17 protein-coding genes are annotated in these 15,852 nt (G+C 67.1%); 6 read left to right on the top strand and 11 right to left on the bottom strand.

Annotated features, from left to right (window positions below):
- Positions 1-33 precede the first annotated feature (33 nt).
- A complete protein-coding gene (locus tag IDF66_RS16215) occupies positions 34-939 on the top strand; it encodes a hypothetical protein (protein WP_387999972.1) in 906 nt (301 codons plus the stop codon).
- On the opposite strand, the gene IDF66_RS16210 is transcribed toward IDF66_RS16215, so the two are convergent.
- Positions 940-2,430: a YibE/F family protein gene (locus tag IDF66_RS16210; RefSeq protein WP_190267742.1), complete on the bottom strand. Its 1,491-nt coding sequence runs from the start codon at positions 2,428-2,430 to the stop codon at positions 940-942.
- A 90-nt stretch (positions 2,431-2,520) separates the two neighbouring features.
- Positions 2,521-3,954: an LLM class flavin-dependent oxidoreductase gene (locus tag IDF66_RS16205; RefSeq protein ID WP_317628729.1), complete on the bottom strand. Its 1,434-nt coding sequence runs from the start codon at positions 3,952-3,954 to the stop codon at positions 2,521-2,523.
- Positions 3,955-4,067: 113 nt separating this feature from the next.
- Between IDF66_RS16205 and IDF66_RS16200 the strand changes: the two genes are divergently transcribed.
- On the top strand, positions 4,068-4,568 hold the full coding sequence (locus IDF66_RS16200; RefSeq protein WP_190267741.1) for a mycothiol transferase: 501 nt from the start codon (positions 4,068-4,070) through the stop codon (positions 4,566-4,568).
- Between the two features lie 14 nt (positions 4,569-4,582).
- Here the strand turns inward: IDF66_RS16200 and IDF66_RS16195 are convergent, their stop codons facing one another.
- The 5 genes from IDF66_RS16195 to IDF66_RS16175 form a co-directional block, all read right to left on the bottom strand.
- The gene (locus tag IDF66_RS16195) at positions 4,583-5,197 is read right to left on the bottom strand and encodes a response regulator transcription factor (protein WP_190267740.1); all 615 of its coding nucleotides are present in this window, start codon (positions 5,195-5,197) and stop codon (positions 4,583-4,585) included.
- Entirely contained in the window at positions 5,194-6,297 is a 1,104-nt protein-coding gene (locus IDF66_RS16190; RefSeq protein ID WP_190267739.1) for a sensor histidine kinase, read from the bottom strand. The genes IDF66_RS16195 and IDF66_RS16190 overlap by 4 nt, the downstream gene beginning before the upstream one ends.
- A 113-nt stretch (positions 6,298-6,410) precedes the next feature.
- A complete protein-coding gene (locus IDF66_RS16185) occupies positions 6,411-7,172 on the bottom strand; it encodes an ABC transporter permease (RefSeq protein ID WP_190267738.1) in 762 nt (253 codons plus the stop codon).
- 20 nt (positions 7,173-7,192) lie between these two features.
- Positions 7,193-8,089, bottom strand: coding sequence for an ABC transporter ATP-binding protein (locus IDF66_RS16180; protein ID WP_190267737.1), 897 nt, complete (start codon positions 8,087-8,089; stop codon positions 7,193-7,195).
- A gap of 93 nt (positions 8,090-8,182) precedes the next feature.
- A complete protein-coding gene (locus IDF66_RS16175) occupies positions 8,183-8,599 on the bottom strand; it encodes a hypothetical protein (protein WP_190267736.1) in 417 nt (138 codons plus the stop codon).
- A gap of 112 nt (positions 8,600-8,711) precedes the next feature.
- On the opposite strand from IDF66_RS16175, the gene IDF66_RS16170 reads away from it, so the two are divergent.
- On the top strand, positions 8,712-9,683 hold the full coding sequence (locus IDF66_RS16170) for a cation diffusion facilitator family transporter (protein ID WP_223309710.1): 972 nt from the start codon (positions 8,712-8,714) through the stop codon (positions 9,681-9,683).
- 24 nt (positions 9,684-9,707) lie between these two features.
- On the top strand, positions 9,708-10,637 hold the full coding sequence (locus tag IDF66_RS16165; RefSeq protein ID WP_190267735.1) for an LLM class F420-dependent oxidoreductase: 930 nt from the start codon (positions 9,708-9,710) through the stop codon (positions 10,635-10,637).
- Between the two features lies 1 nt (position 10,638).
- Here IDF66_RS16165 and IDF66_RS16160 read toward each other — a convergent pair whose 3' ends face one another.
- Genes IDF66_RS16160 through IDF66_RS16150 form a run of 3 tightly spaced genes read right to left on the bottom strand, consistent with a single transcriptional unit; the run spans position 10,639 to position 12,811 of the window.
- Positions 10,639-11,367 carry a pirin family protein gene (locus IDF66_RS16160; protein ID WP_190267734.1) on the bottom strand — a complete coding sequence of 243 codons (729 nt, stop codon included), beginning with the start codon at positions 11,365-11,367 and terminating at the stop codon, positions 10,639-10,641.
- Positions 11,364-11,843 carry a MarR family winged helix-turn-helix transcriptional regulator gene (locus IDF66_RS16155; protein ID WP_190267733.1) on the bottom strand — a complete coding sequence of 160 codons (480 nt, stop codon included), beginning with the start codon at positions 11,841-11,843 and terminating at the stop codon, positions 11,364-11,366. Before IDF66_RS16155 ends, IDF66_RS16160 begins: the two co-directional genes overlap by 4 nt.
- On the bottom strand, positions 11,840-12,811 hold the full coding sequence (locus IDF66_RS16150; RefSeq protein ID WP_190267732.1) for a pirin family protein: 972 nt from the start codon (positions 12,809-12,811) through the stop codon (positions 11,840-11,842). The genes IDF66_RS16155 and IDF66_RS16150 overlap by 4 nt, the downstream gene beginning before the upstream one ends.
- A gap of 105 nt (positions 12,812-12,916) precedes the next feature.
- Between IDF66_RS16150 and IDF66_RS16145 the strand changes: the two genes are divergently transcribed.
- Together IDF66_RS16145 and IDF66_RS16140 are read left to right on the top strand one after the other, a co-directional pair.
- A complete protein-coding gene (locus tag IDF66_RS16145) occupies positions 12,917-13,324 on the top strand; it encodes a hypothetical protein (protein WP_190267731.1) in 408 nt (135 codons plus the stop codon).
- 25 nt (positions 13,325-13,349) lie between these two features.
- Positions 13,350-14,186: an alpha/beta hydrolase gene (locus tag IDF66_RS16140; protein WP_190268037.1), complete on the top strand. Its 837-nt coding sequence runs from the start codon at positions 13,350-13,352 to the stop codon at positions 14,184-14,186.
- Between the two features lie 47 nt (positions 14,187-14,233).
- Here the strand turns inward: IDF66_RS16140 and IDF66_RS16135 are convergent, their stop codons facing one another.
- A complete protein-coding gene (locus IDF66_RS16135; RefSeq protein ID WP_190267730.1) occupies positions 14,234-15,757 on the bottom strand; it encodes an alpha/beta hydrolase in 1,524 nt (507 codons plus the stop codon).
- Between the last annotated feature and the right edge of the window lie 95 nt (positions 15,758-15,852).

Raw genomic sequence — 15,852 nt, 5'->3', positions numbered from 1 at the left:
CCTTCTGTTACTGATGTGACTCAGGAGACAGAAGTGACTCGTGTGAAATTGATTGTGAGCCTCACCGCAGTGGCTGTGGTGTGTTCGGTGGTCGTCGGCACGTCGAGCGCTGCCGCCGCTTCGCCACCGTGGTGGCCACCGCAGTTGCCGCCGCTCCCAGCGCAGATCGCGCGACTACTCGAGCCACCGGTCCCGGTGGAGAAGAAGTTGACGAAGAGCTTCGCCGCGTTGCAGAAGTCGATGCGCAAGACGTTGCCGGGCTCGTTGGGGCTGGCCATCACCCCTGTTGGCACGGACCAGTCGATCACCATGGGAAATCTGACGTCGGGGCGAGCATGGTCGACCCTGAAGGTGCCGGTCTCACTGGCAGCACAACGTAAGAACGGCGCGGCCGTCGCGGTGAAGGAGGACAAGGCGATCACGTTCTCGGACAACGACGCGGCGGGCGACCTGTGGGGATCGCTCGGCGGTGGTCGAAGCTCGGTGGATGCCGTGACGGAGGTCCTGCGCGAAGGGCACGACCTGCGGACCGCCGTGACCTCCGAGGCCGACAATCCGCCGTCCTACCCGGGATACACGCCGTGGGCGCTCGCCGATCAGGCCCGATTCGCGGCACATCTGCCATGCCTCGCCGAGAGCGAGCACGTGGTCCGGCTGATGAGTTCCGTCGCCGCCAATCAGCAGTGGGGCATCGCGAAGATCGGCCGCAAACAGGGTGCTGTGACGGCGGTGAAGGGCGGCTGGGGACCGGCGACGTCCGCCTCCGCCGGTTATCTGGTGCGGCAACTCGGGATCATCAGCACCACCCGGGGGCAGGTCGCGGTGTCCATGGCCGCGGTGCCTCGCAGTGGATCCTTCTCCAGTGGTATCGCGATGCTCGATCGGGTGGGGGACTGGATCGACCGCAATCTCGCCACCCTGCCCACCGGACGCTGCTGATCAGTCGTCCTCGACCTTTGCGTGCCGACCGGTCGAGATCACCGACGACGGCCGCTCCACCGGTTCGATCTGCTGCGCACGGTGATCGCGGACGCGTCGCCGACCGCTGTCCGGCGCGGGCGTCGTCGGCCGGGCGGCCGTGCGGGCGGGTGCGGCCGGTGCCGGCGCAGCAGCGACGCGTGCGCGTCCTGCCGGTCGGGCCAATGCCGCGGCGATCACCGTCGTCAACGGCACCGAGAGTGCGATCGCGATGCCGCCGACGAACGATCGCGCGAGTTCGACGGCCACCGCGTCGGTGGTGATCAGCGAACCGAACGGTTGCTGGGCGACCGAGAACAGCAGGAGCAGGGGGAGTGCGCTGCCCGCATACGCGAACACCAGTGTGTAGACGGTGCTGGCGATGTGATCGCGGCCGACGCGCATGGCGGCGCGGAAGGTGCCCAGTCGCGTCGACTCGCCTGCGGCCGCGAGTTCGAAGGCCGCCGACGCCTGCGTGATGGTGACGTCGTTGAGGACACCGAGCGTGCCGATGATGAACCCCGCCAGCAACAGCCCACTGATCGAGATACTGCCTTGGTACACCTGGAGATTGGTTGTCTGATCGCCCGACAACCCGGTCAGGTTCATGGTGTCGATCGCCAGCCAGCTCAGCAGCCCGGCCAGCATCAGTGACATCAGGGTGCCGAGCAACGCCGAACTCGTCCGGAGGCTCACGCCGTGAGCCAGGTAGAGCACCACGAACAGGATGGCTGCCGAGGAGACCACGGCGACCGCCACCGGTGATTCGCCATCGAGGATGGCGGGCAACGTGAACACACCGAGGACGAGAAAGGCGAATGCGAGTCCGATGATCGACCGGAAACCACGCCACGCCGCCACCAGGACGATGGCGGCGACGAACAGGAACGCCCACACCAGGGTCGGAACGGTCCGGTTGAAATCGAAGAACGTATAGCGCGGGTTGCCGTCGGGACCGGGAACCACACTGAGGCGGAGTTTGTCCCCGGTGTGCAGCGTCGGCTGCCCGGCCTGGGGCTGATCCGGCGACCCTCGCGACTGGGTGACCGCACCCGGCTCGGTGCCCGACTGCGCCCGGTTGGTGGGGACTTCGAGCAGGGTGTAGCGCCCCTCATCGCTGCCGCTGTCGATCCGCACCGTGCTCTGGATGCACGGCCCGAGGTCGGTCACCCCCTCGATCTGGAACTCGGCACTGTCCTGTGCGGTGCCCGCCAGCGGATTCAGGCAATCCGCCCGAACCTGCCCGACGACCTCACCGTTGACAGCGCGGATGGAACCGCCGTCCGCAGAACGGAATTGCATCGGGATCGCGTGGTCGCTGCTCGACGGCCACAACACCACCGCTCCTGCGACGACGCCGACGCCGATGACGGCGAGGCTGACGATCACGATCCAGCGGGCGATGGGCGAGAGGACAGCAGGGATTTCCGACAGGTTGTGGGAATGTCCGTGGCCGTGTCCGGGATGACTCACGACGACACCCTATGCGGTTTCGCGCGGTGTGCCCATTCGCCGGAGCGGCCGTGCACGTCGTCGACGGCCTCGTGGATCAGATCGACGCGGTCACCGAGCGGTTGACCCGATGTAGCGGGCCGAGTCGTCGACGGTCGACAGCGGTCCGTCAATCCGGTGCGCCGCCCCTCGATGATTGTCGGGTAGCAGGTCGCCCCGGCCGAACAGCTTGTGCCGCAACGTGCCCGGAACATACGAGCGGTCGTACGCGCCGCGCCTCTCGAGCGCGGGAACGACATGGGTGACGATGTCCTCGAACGACCCGGGAGTGACCGCGTAGGCGACGTTGAATCCGTCGACATCGGTCTCGGCGACCCAATCCTGCAGGGCGTCGGCCACCTCCTCGCCCGAACCGATCAGGACCGGGCCCATACCGCCGATGCCGCCCCACGCAGCGATGTCGCGGACCGTCCATTCGCCGCCGGTGTCCGAGGCCTGCTGGAATGCGGCCACTGCGGACTGGATCGCGTTGCTCTCGACGTGGCCGATCGGCTCGTCGAGGTCGTAGGACGCCAGGTCGATCCCCATCCAGCCGGACATGAACACCAACGAGCCCTCGTCGCTGGCGTACCGGCGATACTCCTGTGCCTTGGCCCGCGAAGCCTCCGGAGTCGCATCGGTGATGATTGTCAGAAGTGTGTAGATCCGTGCGTCGTAACGGCCCCGGCCGGCGGAGACCAGCTCGTCGCGAGTCTTCGAGACGACCTCACGCAGGATGTCCTTCGTCGGCGCGGCGACGAAGATCGCCTCGGCGTTCTGCGCGGCGAACCGGCGGCCGCGGGGTGAGGCGCCTGCCTGGTAGATCACCGGTGACCCCTGCGGCGACGGTTCGGCCAGGTGGATTCCCGGCACGGTGAAGTGTTCACCTCGGTGCCCGATGTGGTGCACCTTGGCGGGGTCGGCGAACACCCCGTTCTCGCGGTCGCGGCGCACGGCGTCGCGTTCCCAGGAGCCCTCCCACAGCTTGTAGAGCACCGTCAGGTACTCGTCGGCGTGGTCGTAACGGCTGTCGTGTTCGAGGTGATTCTCGTCGCCCATGTTGCGTGCGGCGGAGGGCAGGTAGCCGGTGACGACATTCCAACCGATGCGGCCTCGGGTCAGATGGTCGAGGGTGGAGAGCCGCCGGGCGAACGGGTACGGATGCTCGAATCCGGTGCCGGTGGTGATCCCGAAGCCGAGATGCTCGGTGGCGTGGGCCATCGCGGAGACGAGCAGCAGCGGATCGTTGACGGGGATCTGGGCGCCCTGCCGGATGGCTGCCTCGTCGGTTCCCGCGTAGGCGTCATAGGTGCCGAGGACGTCGGCGATGAACAAGCCGTCGAAACCGCCGCGTTCCAACAGTTTCGCGAGGTCCACCCAATAGTCGAGGGTGTTGTAGTCCCAGGACCGGTCGTCCGGATGGCGCCAGAGGCCGGGGGATTGGTGCGCGACGCAGTTCATGTCGAAGGCATTGAAACGGATCGGGCGGGATGACTGTTCAGACACCCGTGGGATGGTCCGCGGCCGTCGAGCCGATCGCCAGGTTTGCGCCCACGGAGAACCTAACCGGACGTCCCGACCCGCTGTGGTCGCCGCGGCACCGGAGTACAAGTGGAGATATGCGATCCATCGACGTTCTGATCGACGGCCTCGGCCGGGTATCCGACAATGTCCATGCGGTGCTCGACGGCATCACCGCGGACCAACTCGTCCACCGCCCCACACCGGAGGCGAACACCATCGCCTGGCTGGTCTGGCACCTGACCCGGGCGCAGGATGCGCAGATCGCCGATGTCGCAGGTACCGAGCAGGTCTGGACGTCGGCGGGATTCCATGAGCGGTTCGGACTGCCGTTCCCGCCGTCCGCCTCAGGATATGGACAATCCTCCGAGGAGGTCGGGCAGGTGGTTGCCGAGCCGGATCTGCTCCGCGAGTACTACGACGCGACGCACGACGTCAGCGTGGAGTACCTCGCTGCGCTCACCGACGACGACCTCGACCGTGTCATCGACGAGAGCTGGGACCCGCCGGTGACTCTCGGTGTCCGCTTGATCAGCATCGTCGACGACGACGCACAGCACGTGGGGCAGGCGGCCTATGTCCGCGGTCTCGTGAGCTGACCCCCGCGGCGAGATCAGATCCAGCCATGGTCGCGTGCGACCATAGCCGCCTCGGCACGTGTGCTCGTGCCGGTCTTGCCGATCGCCGAGGAGAGATGATTGCGTACCGTGCCGGCGGACAGGTGGACTCGCGCGGCGATGGTGGCCACCGTCGCTCCCGACAGGGCGGCCCGTAGCACCTCGGTCTCTCGTGGGGTGAGGGGATTGTCACCGCTGGTGAGGCTTTCGGTCGCCAACATCGGATCGATGACGCGGAGCCCGTGGCGGACCCGACGAACCGCGTCGGCGAGCTGGGACGCGGGGGTGTCCTTCACCACGAACCCCGACGCGCCCGCATCGATCGCGCGGCGAAGATAGCCGGGCCGCCCGAACGTCGTCACGATGAGGCTTCGTGTGTCGGGCAACTCGGACCGCAGGGCGGCGGCCACCTCGATGCCGTCCATTCCCGGCATCTCGATGTCCAGCAGACAGACGTCCACTCGGTGTTCGCGCGCGGCCACGACGACCTCGTCGCCCCGGCCGACCTCGGCGACGACGTCGAGGTCTGTTTCGAGCTCCAGGAGCGCGGCGAGGGCACCCCGCACCAGGGCCTGGTCGTCGGCGAGGAGCAACCGGATCGGTTCGCTCATGGCAGCACCGCCCGGACGGCGGTCCCGCCGGCGGCGGAGTCGACGGTGAGAGCGCCATCGGCATCCTCCACGCGCTCGGCCAGGCCGCGCAACCCGTTGCCGAACCCGGAGCCGTTCATCCCGTGCCCGTCGTCGCGGATCTCGATCTCGTTGTCGCGCAGGGTGATGGTGCACGTGGTCGCCGATGAGTGGCGCACCACGTTGGTCACCGCCTCGCGCAGGAGCCACGCGAACAGGGTGTCGTGAGCGGTGCTGGAGCGGTCGTCGGACGAGACCGACACCGCGATCCCTGCCGCGTCGAGCGCGCTGCGGGCGGCGGCGATCGTGCTCGCCAGATCGGGGGAACGCAGATTTCCGACGGTGGCACGCACCTCGTCAAGGGCTTGTCTGGACAGCATGTTCACTTCGCCGAGTTCCTTTCTCGCCCGCTCCGGATCGAGGTCCACCAACCGTTGGGCGAGTTCGGATTTGAGGGTGATCACCGTCAGCGAATGGCCGAGGATGTCATGGACGTCGCGTGCGACGCGCTCGCGCTCGGCGACCACCGCCAGTTGATTGTTGAGTTCACGCTGACGCTCGTCGGCGGCGTCGCGTTCCATCTCCCGGCCGCGCAGCACGCGGATGCCCAGCAGCGTCATCCCGACCGCCACCATCACCACGACCGTGCCAGGATCGACCGCCCAGTCCGGAATCCATTCACCGACCAGTACCGCGGCGGCGATCAAGAGGATCACGGTGGCGACGCCGTATATCGGTGGAAAGGTGAACGCCGCGATGGCCATCAGAAACGGGACGACCCCGAACGCGCCGCCGCCGATGATCGGCAGCAGGGCTGCGCCGATCGTGGTCAGAAGGCCGAACACCCCGATCGTGAACGGCATCGAGACCTCGCGCTCGCGCGCCATCAGCGAGTACACGCACGCGACAACGTAGATCACCGCAAAGGAGACGATCAGCAGATAGCCGCAGACCTTCTGCCCGGTCGAGATGTCGCCGGTGGCGACCGCCACCCACGGGTAGATCAGGAAGATCAGCCAGACGGCGCCGAACGCCCAGCGCATATCGCGCCACGGCGTCCACCATCGTTGCCTTCCGGGCATCGTCTCGTCGTTCCTGTCTCGCCGACTCCCACCCCAGCCGCGACGGTTTCCGTCATCCGCGACCACGAAATGGCGTCGCGGATGACGGAAACCGTCGCGGCTGCGAAGGGGAGTCACTGCCGGGCCGTACTGCGACTGTAGAAGAATCCGGCCGCCGCGGCGAAGATCGTCCCCCACACCAGGATGTTGACCACGCAGACGATCAACGGGACCGCCTCGCCGTAGACGGTCGCACCGCCGGTGAGCGGATACCGGGCGAGCGTCGCCACGCCGAACATCGGGGTGAACTCGGAGACCGTCAGCATGGTGCCCTTGAGCGGCACGAACACGTTTCCGGCAAAGGCGAGGAGAGCGAGGACGCCACCCAGTGCCTGCATCGCACCGTCGGATCGGAGCACGCTGCCGATGGTGAGGCCGAGAGCCGCGAACACCGACGACCCGATCCAGCTGAGTGTCAGGCAGCCGATCCAGACGGCCGCCGATGCCGTCGCGCCGGTCAGCGCACCGACGACGGCGAGCACCGCGAGCGGCAGTGCCGCCATGGTCATCGCGACCACGACCTTGGTCGCGACGTAGCCACGCGGCCGCAGTGGCGTCATCCGCAAGGTGCGGGTCCATCCGTTCTGCTGCTCGAGGGAGACCGAGGCGGCGTTGGTCGCGGCGGCCAGGATCGCGCCGTAGACGGCCATGCCGACGAGGACATAGAACGCCACATTGCCGTGGCCGACCGAGTCGTTCCGATCCCCTTGGGTCGCACCGAAGACCAGATAGAGCATGGCGGGCACCACAACGGTGAAGATCATGGCACGGCGGTTGCGGAGCACCCGACGTACATCGGTGATGAGGTAGGTGGGTGAGATGAAAGTGGTGGTCATGTGGTTCTCCGTGAATTCGGTCAGGCAGTGAGTTCGAGGAAGGCGTCTTCGAGGGTGTGGGCACTGATCTCGACGTCTCGCGCTGCGGTGTCGGTCAGGAGGAATCGGGCCAGTTCGTCGGAATCCTGCGCGCCGAGATAGACACGTCCGCCGCGTCTTTCGACCTCGGTGGCGTGCGGCACGGAGGCCAGGACCCGGGCGATGTCCGGCTCGTCGAGAACTGCGGAGACCACCCGGCCGCCTGCACGTGCGCGGATGTCGGCGGTCGGGCCGTCGGCGACGATGCGCCCACCGGAGATCATCACGATCCGATCGGCGAAGGAGTCGGCCTCTTCGAGGTAGTGGGTCGCGAAAAGTACTGTCCGCCCATGCATGGCGTCGGTACGCATCGCTGCCCAGAAGGCGCGGCGGGACTCGACATCCATGCCTGCGGTCGGCTCGTCGAGGACGATCAGGTCCGGGTCGGGGAGCAGCGCCAGCGCGAACTTGAGCCGCTGCTGTTCGCCCCCTGAGCATTTCGACACGGTCCGGCCGGCGATGTGCGCGAGATCGGCGCGTGCCATCGCGGCCGCCGGATCGACGGAACCGCCGTGCAGTGCCGCGACGACTCGCACTGTCTCTTCGACGGTGAAATCCGGCTGCAGACCACCGGTCTGCATCACCGCAGCGATGCGTCCGGACCGTGCGGCCTGCTGCGGCGGCAGCCCGAACACCTCGATCTCGCCGGAATCCGGCCGGGTCATACCCAGGACCATGTCCAGGGTCGTGGTCTTGCCCGCGCCGTTGGGCCCGAGGAAGGCGACGACCTCACCCGGAGTGATGGCGAGATCGAGGTGATCCACGGCGGCGACCGGGGTGCGATCGGCGCCGCGGAAGGTCTTGGTGAGCCCGTTGGATCGAAGTGCCAGGTGTGTCATGTCTCCACGATGCGACGACCGACGGCGTAGTTCCTGGCGGAGATGTCACTGATCTGCCATGACATGTGTCATGGCAGATGGTCGGTCAGGAACTCACGAGCGGCAGCCCTTCCAGGTCTGGAAGTCCCCGGCGAATGCGGCGCCGCCGGTGCAGGTGGGACCGTTCTTACCGTCGACGACGACGGTGGCGCCCGGTCCGGCGATACCGATGGCCAGTCCCGGCCGAACGCCGGTCATCGTCACCGTCGCTCCCTTACCGATGGCGATCGCGGCCGGACCGGCGTAGTTGTCGCCGGTCACCGCGGCCTTGCCGCCCCCATCGGTGACCGCCAGAGTGAGTCCGGTCGGGCCGGAATCGACCTGACAGTTCGGCATTGTCGACGATTGTCCGGGAAGACCGGGACACACCTCCGGCGCGGCATGGGCGGCCGGTGCGGCAGCCAGCGAGATACCGGCGGCGCCCGCCCCGGCGATGATGATCCCGAGGACGGTGCGGGTGGCAGAACGCATGATGGTGACTCCTCTGTTGCGGGTGGCTGACCGCAGCGATTCGGAGCCGATGGAGGCATGGATGGGTGGCAGATGTCCGTCCCCGCACAATGCGCCGTGAGACCATCGATGCATGTCGAAGGATGCGACGGAGTCACCGGGCGGCACGTCAGACGATTCGGCCGGTGAATCCATGCTGACGGTCGTCATCGCGTTCGCGATGAATGTGCTGATCGCCGTTGCCAAGACCGTGGCCGCAGGGATCACCGGCTCGGCGTCACTGGTCGCGGAATCCGCGCACTCGTGGGCCGATGCAGGCAACGAGGTCTTCCTGCTCATCGCCGAGCGCCGCGGCGCCCGCGACCGTGACCGGAGACATCCGTTCGGCTACGGGCGAGAAACCTATATCTGGTCGATGTTCGCCGCGTTCGGCCTGTTCACGGTGGGAGCCGTGGTCTCGGTGATGCATGGGATCTCTGCGCTGACCGAGCCCGAGGAGGACGCGAATTACCTCGTCGGATACCTCGTTCTGGCGATATCCGCAGTGCTGGAATGTGTTTCGTTCATTCAGTCGATCCGTCAGGCTTCGGCTGGTGGTGCGCGCTTCTCGATCCATCCACTCCGCTTCGTCAGCCGTACGTCCAACACGACGTTGCGAGCCGTGTTCTTCGAGGATGCCGCGGCCCTGGTCGGACTGGCGATCGCCGCCGCAGGCATGGCCCTCCACGAGATCACCGGGCAGGCGGTGTGGGATGCGATCGGATCGATCCTGGTCGGCATCCTGCTCGGCTTCATAGCCGTGTTCCTCATCAAGCGCAATGGCGAGTTCTTGCTCGGACAGTCGGCGATGCCCGCGACGCGGACCGAGATCCTGACCGCGCTGCTCAGGCGCGCCGAGATCGACCGGGTCACCTACCTGCACGTCGAGTACGTGGGTCCGATGAAGTACTTCCTGGTCGCTGCGGTCGACATGACCGGCGACCTCGCGGAACACGATCTGGCCGTCCAGTTGCGGAAGGTGGAGCGTGAGATCGAGGAACACGAGAGCATCGTCGAGGCAGTCCTGACCCTGTCGACCTCGGATGAGCCGTCGCTGACGCCCTGAACGGCGTGGGCGTAGGTTGGCACCGTGGAATTGCGAATCTTCACCGAACCCCAGCAAGGCGCAACCTACGACGATCTACTGCGGATCGCGAAGGCCACCGAGGACCTCGGCTTCGACGCCTTCTTCCGGAGCGATCACTACCTGGCGATGAATGTCGACGGCCGACCCGGTCCGACCGACGCCTGGCTCACCCTGGCCGGCCTGGCGCGCGACACCTCGCGAATCCGGCTCGGCACACTGGTGACGTCGGCGACCTTCCGCTATCCTGGCCCGCTCGCGATCTCCGTCGCCCAGGTGGACCAGATGAGTGGCGGCCGAGTGGAACTCGGACTCGGTGCCGGCTGGTTCGAGGCCGAACACAGTGCCTATGGCATCCCGTTCCCGCCGCTCGGCGAGCGGTTCGACCGGCTGGAGGAGAGCCTCGAGATCATCACCGGCCTCTGGGGCACGCCGGACGGGGAGACCTTCGACCATCCCGGTGGGCATTATCCGATCAGCGAGTCACCCGGGCTGCCCAAGCCCACCCAGTCGCCGCGACCACCGATCATCGTCGGCGGTACCGGCAAGAAGCGCACGCCCGCACTGGCCGCTCGTTTCGGCGACGAGTTCAATGCGGCCTTCCAGCCCGTCGACGAGGCCCGGGCGCAGTTCGAGCGGGTCGGCGCGGCCGTCGGGGATGCGGGACGCTCCGCCGACTCGATCACCTACTCGGCGGCGCTGGTCTTGTGCTGCGGTGCCAACGAGGAGGAGTTGGCACGTCGCGCGGCGGCGATCGGCCGTGAGGTCGACGAGCTCCGGGAGAACGGTGCAGCAGGTACCCCCGCCGAGGTGGTGGAGAAGATCGAGAGCTACCGCGCTGCCGGCGCGAGCCGGATCTACCTGCAGACGCTCGACCTGAGCGACCTGGATCACCTCGAGCTGGTCGCCAACGAGGTTGCGCCGCAATTGCGCTGACTCAGCGCACCGAGGCGTCCATCGCCCAATAGAGGAGCTCGGCGTTCTCCTGAGAGCGGAGGCGGACTTCTCCGTGCCCGGTGAGACGGACCGCGTCGCCTTCCGAGAGGACCCCGATGCCGTCGGCGGATGCGGTTCCGGCAGCGACGAACAGATGTCCGAACCGCGCCGCCGGGAACTCGATGGGGCGATCATCTCGCGGTCGTGCGGCCACCAGTGCCGACCGGTGGTTCGCGAGCCAGACGCCCGGACCGTCGGCGTCGGCGGGCATCCCGGACGCCACGACAACCGGCTCACCGGAAGACAGTTCGGTGGTCAGGTCGCGTTGCTCGTATCCGGGATCGAGGCCTGCGGTGTCGGGGGCGATCCACATCTGGATGACGCGCAACGGTCGATCCTCGTCGCGGCGGGCCGGATTGCGTTCACTGTGCCGGATTCCGCGCCCGGCCGTCATCCGCTGGATCTCGCCGGGGTGGATCAGCGACTCGTGACCGGTGGAGTCCCGGTGCGCCGCAACGCCTTCGAGTACCCAGGTGAGTATCTCGGTGTCGGAGTGGGTGTGCATGTCGAGGCCTTCGCCTGCGTCGACACGATCGTCGTTGTGGACGAGTAGAACACCGTGTGCATTGGCGGCGAGGTCGAAATTGCCCGTGGCGGGAAAGGACTGGCGAGAGTCGAGCCACTCGTTCCACCAATGGGCACGCTCGGCGGACCGGATGATCTGCATCATCGTCGGCCTCCCGTCTCGTGCTGGGACGACATGTGCCCCGACAGCCGGGTCATGATGTCGAGCAGGGCGACACCGTCTGTCTCGGACAGGGCGTCGATGAACAGTGTTCGGACACACCGGGCGTGGTCCCGGGCGGCGTTCCGGAAGACCTCGGCGCCACGGGGTGTGAGCACGGCGTAACTGCCGCGTCGATCCTCGTCGGCCCGCTCACGGCCGAGCCAGCCGCGGCGTACGAGTGTGTCGATCTGATATGACAGTCGCGATGTCGAGAACACCAGGTGTTCGGAGAGATCCCGCATCCGGAGTCGCTGTCGCGGCGCGTCGTGCAGCAACAGGAGTACCTGATAGTCGGCGAGGGACATGCCGGCACTCGCCTTCAGGTCGTCGTCGAGGACGGTCTGAAGGCGAGCGCTTGTCTCGATGAAGACCTGCCACGCCTCGCGTCGCGGGTCGCTCGCCGAAGGTGCGGCACTCACCGCGAGGTGTGTGGCATCAGCGCATCCGGCGGGATGACACCGAGTCGTCCGGCATTGAAGTCATCGATGGCCTCGATGAGTTGCTGTTTGGTGTTCATCACGAACGGTCCGTATTGGAACACCGGCTCGCGGATCGGCCGCCCGCCGAGGACCAGCAGTTCCAGTGCCGGACGGTTCGAGTCCTGGCCCTCGTCGGCGCCGACGGTGATCCGGTCACCCTTGCCGAACACCACCAACTGGCCCTGGCGGACCGGCCGGGCGTCCGGGCCCACGGTCCCGCGGCCGGACAGCACGTAGACGAGCGCGTTGAAGTCCGGGCGCCACGGCATCGACAGTCGCGCCCCCGGCGACACGGTGGCGTGCGCGAACGTGATCGGGGTGTGGGTCGAGCCGGGTCCGGCATGCCCGTCGACCTCGCCGGCGATGATGCGGATCAGGGCGCCGGCGTCTTCGGTGGTCAGCAGAGCGGCCTGGCCGCCTTCGAGATTCTGGTATTTGGGGCTGATGAATTTGTCGGCTGCCGGCAGATTCACCCACAGCTGAATGCCGTGGAACAGGCCGCCGGAATCGACGAGTTCGGCCGGCGGGGTCTCGATGTGCAGGATGCCCGCTCCCGCGGTCATCCATTGCGTTGCGCCGTTCTCGATGAGTCCGCCGCCCCCGGTCGAGTCCTGGTGTTGGAATCGGCCGTCGATCATGTAGGTGACGGTCTCGAATCCGCGGTGCGGGTGCCACGACGTCCCCTTGGGTTCGCCCGGCTCGTAGTCGACCTCACCCATCTGGTCCATGTGGACAAACGGGTCGAGGTCGGCGCTGGACACCCCGGCGAAGGCCCGGACCACCGGGAAACCCTCACCCTCGAAGCCGCGCGGCCCGGTGGTCACCGACTTCACCGGCCGTTCGGTCTGCTCGGGGGTTGCGGCGCGCAGCCGCGGCAAGGTCAGCGTGTCGGCGGTGATTGCGGGCATGACGGGCTCCTCTCAGTAGCTCAATTTTGAGCTATGTGCGTCTCAACGGGGTGGGGCCGTGTCGTATTCCCCCGCGTGGGGTGCTCGACCATGAATAATCGGGTCATGGCCGAAACCGGTGGTGGGAATCGTGGCTCCGAGGACGACGCCCGACCTGCCGAACGGCAGCGATTCAAGAAGCTAGCCCAGGCCGCGCTGAACGCGGATGTGACGGTGGACCAGGTCGAGGCGATCCTGACCGACCTCGGAGATGTGCTGGTCGACATGAACAAGACGATCAGTGGGCTCGACGGGGCCATCGACAATCTCGGCGTCACCATGTCGCGACTCACCGGCACGCTCGACCAGGTGGATTCGACCGTTGTCGCGATGGTCGATGTGGTCGACCGGCTCGAACGGGTCGTCGGACGGGTGGAGATCCTGGTCGGGATCGGTGAGGCGGCGATGCGACCACTCGCCGCACTGGAATCGGCAGGGCGCGGCGTGGCCTCGCGACTGGGGCTTCTCAGCTGAACGGGGTGTGACCACAATGACCGACATGACAGTGGAGGAACGCTCGTTCCGGGGCAGGCACGGCGAGACCATCACCTACGACGTGAGTCGCACCGAGGGTGCTCCCCGGGGGACAGTCGTGATCGCCCACGGACTCGGTGAACACGGCCGCCGTTACCGCCACGTCGTGGAGCGGCTCGTCGGTGCGGGCTACCTGACTGCCGTGCCCGATCACCTGGGTCATGGGCGTTCGGGTGGCAAACGTCTTCGTGTCCAACGGTTCTCTGACTACACCGACGATCTCGGCGCGGTGCTGGATCAGGTGGCGACAGGCGATCTGCCGACCTTCCTGATCGGGCACAGCATGGGTGGCTGCATCGCTCTGGACTTCGCGCTGGACCATCAGGACCGACTGGACGGCCTGGTGCTCTCCGGTGCCGCCGTGGTGCCGGGCGACGATCTGTCGCCGGTCGCGGTCAAACTGGCACCGTTGCTCGCGCGAGTGGCACCCGGATTGCCCACCACCGCATTGGATTCCGCGAGTATCTCGCGAGACCCGCAGGTGGTCGCCACCTACGACACCGATCCGCTGGTGACGCGGGACAAGATCCCGGCGGCCCTCGGCGGCGCGATGCTGGCCACCATGGGGTCGTTCCCACGACGGCTGTCGGGTCTACACATCCCGCTGCTCGTCCTGCACGGCGGCGCCGACGCTCTCACCAGTCCCGCGGGCAGTGAGATGGTGGATCGGCTCGCCGCATCATCGGACAAGACGCTCACGATCTACGACGGTCTCTACCACGAGATCTTCAACGAGCCGGAGCGCGATCAGGTGATCTCGGACGTGCTCGGCTGGTTGGCCGATCACACGCCCGAGCCCTGATTCACGGATCCGACGACTGCATCGCGCCGACGGCCTGCCGGTTGCCGTCAGGCCGCCGGGGTGGTGGTCGGTGTCGTCGCCGAAGGTGCGACCGACTCCTGCGAGCTCGCGGGCGCCTGCGACTCCGTGGCCGAGCTCGCGCCGGCATTCGTGTCGGCGGTGTCGGCAGGCGGGGCGGGGACCGTGGTCCCGACCTCGGTGCTGCCGGGGGTGCCCGCGGTCGCGTCCGATGCGTCGCCGCTGGTCGCAGGCGCCTCCGAAGAACCTGCCCCGGCAGTCGCGGTCGGCGACTCGGCCGAACTCGCGGCCGACGACTCCGATGCCTCGGTGGTGGCCGCGAGGACCTCGGGGTTCAGCGTCGGTGAGGCCTTCGCGGCGACCAGTGCCGCCTGGGTGGCTTTCGCTGTGCCCTCGGGTTCAGGGCTTCCTGACGCGCTGACGAGCTGCACCTTGTCGGTGACCGGCGGCGTGCTGCGCAGTGCTTCGAGGACGTGATCCTTGCCGTCGGCGAGCCCCCGACCCCAGTTCTCCCAGGTGTGTCCGCCGTAGTTCGGCAGAGAGATGACCGACGCCCCGGTCTGTGCCGCCTGCAACTGCATCAGCACCGTGGAGAAGGCCGACAGGATCTCCAGCGCCATCGCACTGATCTGGTCCTGCTGCGACAGCTTTGCCATCTCACTCGCGGTGAGGAAGCCGTTGCCCGAGGAGATGATCAGGGTCTGGCCGTTCTCCTTGAGCTTGCTCACGTTCTTCGACGGATCGTTGTCGGTCCACCGCTGACTTCCGGGTGCGCCCCACATGTTGACGATGCCGTTGGTGTAGTTCGACACCAACGTCTGCGAACCGAACACACCGAGCGCGCCGATCGGGTTGTCGGTCTGGTAGTAACCGGACATCGCCTGCACCACCTTGAACTGCTCGGGATGCCGCTCGGCGAGGGTGACGGCCGGACCGCCCGACATCGACAGGCCGATGATCGCGTTGTTGCTCTTGCTCACGCCGAAGTTCTCCGCCAGGTAGTCGGGGAGTTCGTCGGTCAGGAAGGTCTCTTCTTTGATGGTGGTGTTCTGGTCACCGGCGCCCGCGTCCCAGTCGGTGTAGAACGACGACGCGCCGCCGACGGGCATGACCAGGGTGGTGTCGCTCGCCCCGTCGTAGACCTTGGCCGCCTGCACATCGGTGGTCCAGGCCGACCGCTCCTCGCTCGCGCGCATGCCGTCGAGCAGATAAATCCCGTTGTCGCTGCCACTCGACGCGCGGATCTGGACGATCACGAACTTGTTCTGCGACGCCGACCAGACTTTGCAGTTCTGGACGTAGTTGCCGGACTTGTCCCAGGTACAGCCCTCGCGGAGGATCTCAGGGTGACCGGTGAGGGCCGATGCCTTGTTGCCGCCGGAGATCAGCGAGCTGATGCCGAACAGACCGAGGCTCACCGCGACGACGACGGCGATGCCCGCGAGCCGACGGCGACGGCGACGATGCGGACGGGCGGTCGTCGCGGTGGTGGGCGAGGACTGCCAGCCTTCGGCGACCAGATTCGGATCCAGGGATTCCGGAGGGATGGGCATGAGACTCCTGACACAAGATTTGAGCGATGTCCCCCGACGCACGGACCTCCGACGCGGAGGGCTTCCGTGATGACTGATGTGTCGTCGCACGGCGG

The organism is Gordonia hankookensis (assembly GCF_014673215.1).
GTDB lineage: Bacteria > Actinomycetota > Actinomycetes > Mycobacteriales > Mycobacteriaceae > Gordonia > Gordonia hankookensis.
The sequence above is the reverse complement of the archived record's forward strand: the minus strand, read 5'-3'. Positions and strand labels throughout refer to the sequence as shown.

What these genes read in the sequence shown, in the direction of transcription:
- IDF66_RS16195 (WP_190267740.1), bottom strand. Translation starts at nt 5,197, where the DNA reads ATGAGCGAACCGATCCGGTTGCTCCTCGCCGACGACCAGGCCCTGGTG.
- IDF66_RS16160 (WP_190267734.1), bottom strand. Translation starts at nt 11,367, where the DNA reads ATGATGCAGATCATCCGGTCCGCCGAGCGTGCCCATTGGTGGAACGAG.
- IDF66_RS16190 (WP_190267739.1), bottom strand. Translation starts at nt 6,297, where the DNA reads ATGCCCGGAAGGCAACGATGGTGGACGCCGTGGCGCGATATGCGCTGG.
- IDF66_RS16175 (WP_190267736.1), bottom strand. Translation starts at nt 8,599, where the DNA reads ATGCGTTCTGCCACCCGCACCGTCCTCGGGATCATCATCGCCGGGGCG.
- IDF66_RS16170 (WP_223309710.1), top strand. Translation starts at nt 8,712, where the DNA reads ATGTCGAAGGATGCGACGGAGTCACCGGGCGGCACGTCAGACGATTCG.
- IDF66_RS16140 (WP_190268037.1), top strand. Translation starts at nt 13,350, where the DNA reads ATGACAGTGGAGGAACGCTCGTTCCGGGGCAGGCACGGCGAGACCATC.
- IDF66_RS16200 (WP_190267741.1), top strand. Translation starts at nt 4,068, where the DNA reads ATGCGATCCATCGACGTTCTGATCGACGGCCTCGGCCGGGTATCCGAC.
- IDF66_RS16180 (WP_190267737.1), bottom strand. Translation starts at nt 8,089, where the DNA reads ATGACACACCTGGCACTTCGATCCAACGGGCTCACCAAGACCTTCCGC.
- IDF66_RS16185 (WP_190267738.1), bottom strand. Translation starts at nt 7,172, where the DNA reads ATGACCACCACTTTCATCTCACCCACCTACCTCATCACCGATGTACGT.
- IDF66_RS16145 (WP_190267731.1), top strand. Translation starts at nt 12,917, where the DNA reads ATGGCCGAAACCGGTGGTGGGAATCGTGGCTCCGAGGACGACGCCCGA.
- IDF66_RS16135 (WP_190267730.1), bottom strand. Translation starts at nt 15,757, where the DNA reads ATGCCCATCCCTCCGGAATCCCTGGATCCGAATCTGGTCGCCGAAGGC.
- IDF66_RS16150 (WP_190267732.1), bottom strand. Translation starts at nt 12,811, where the DNA reads ATGCCCGCAATCACCGCCGACACGCTGACCTTGCCGCGGCTGCGCGCC.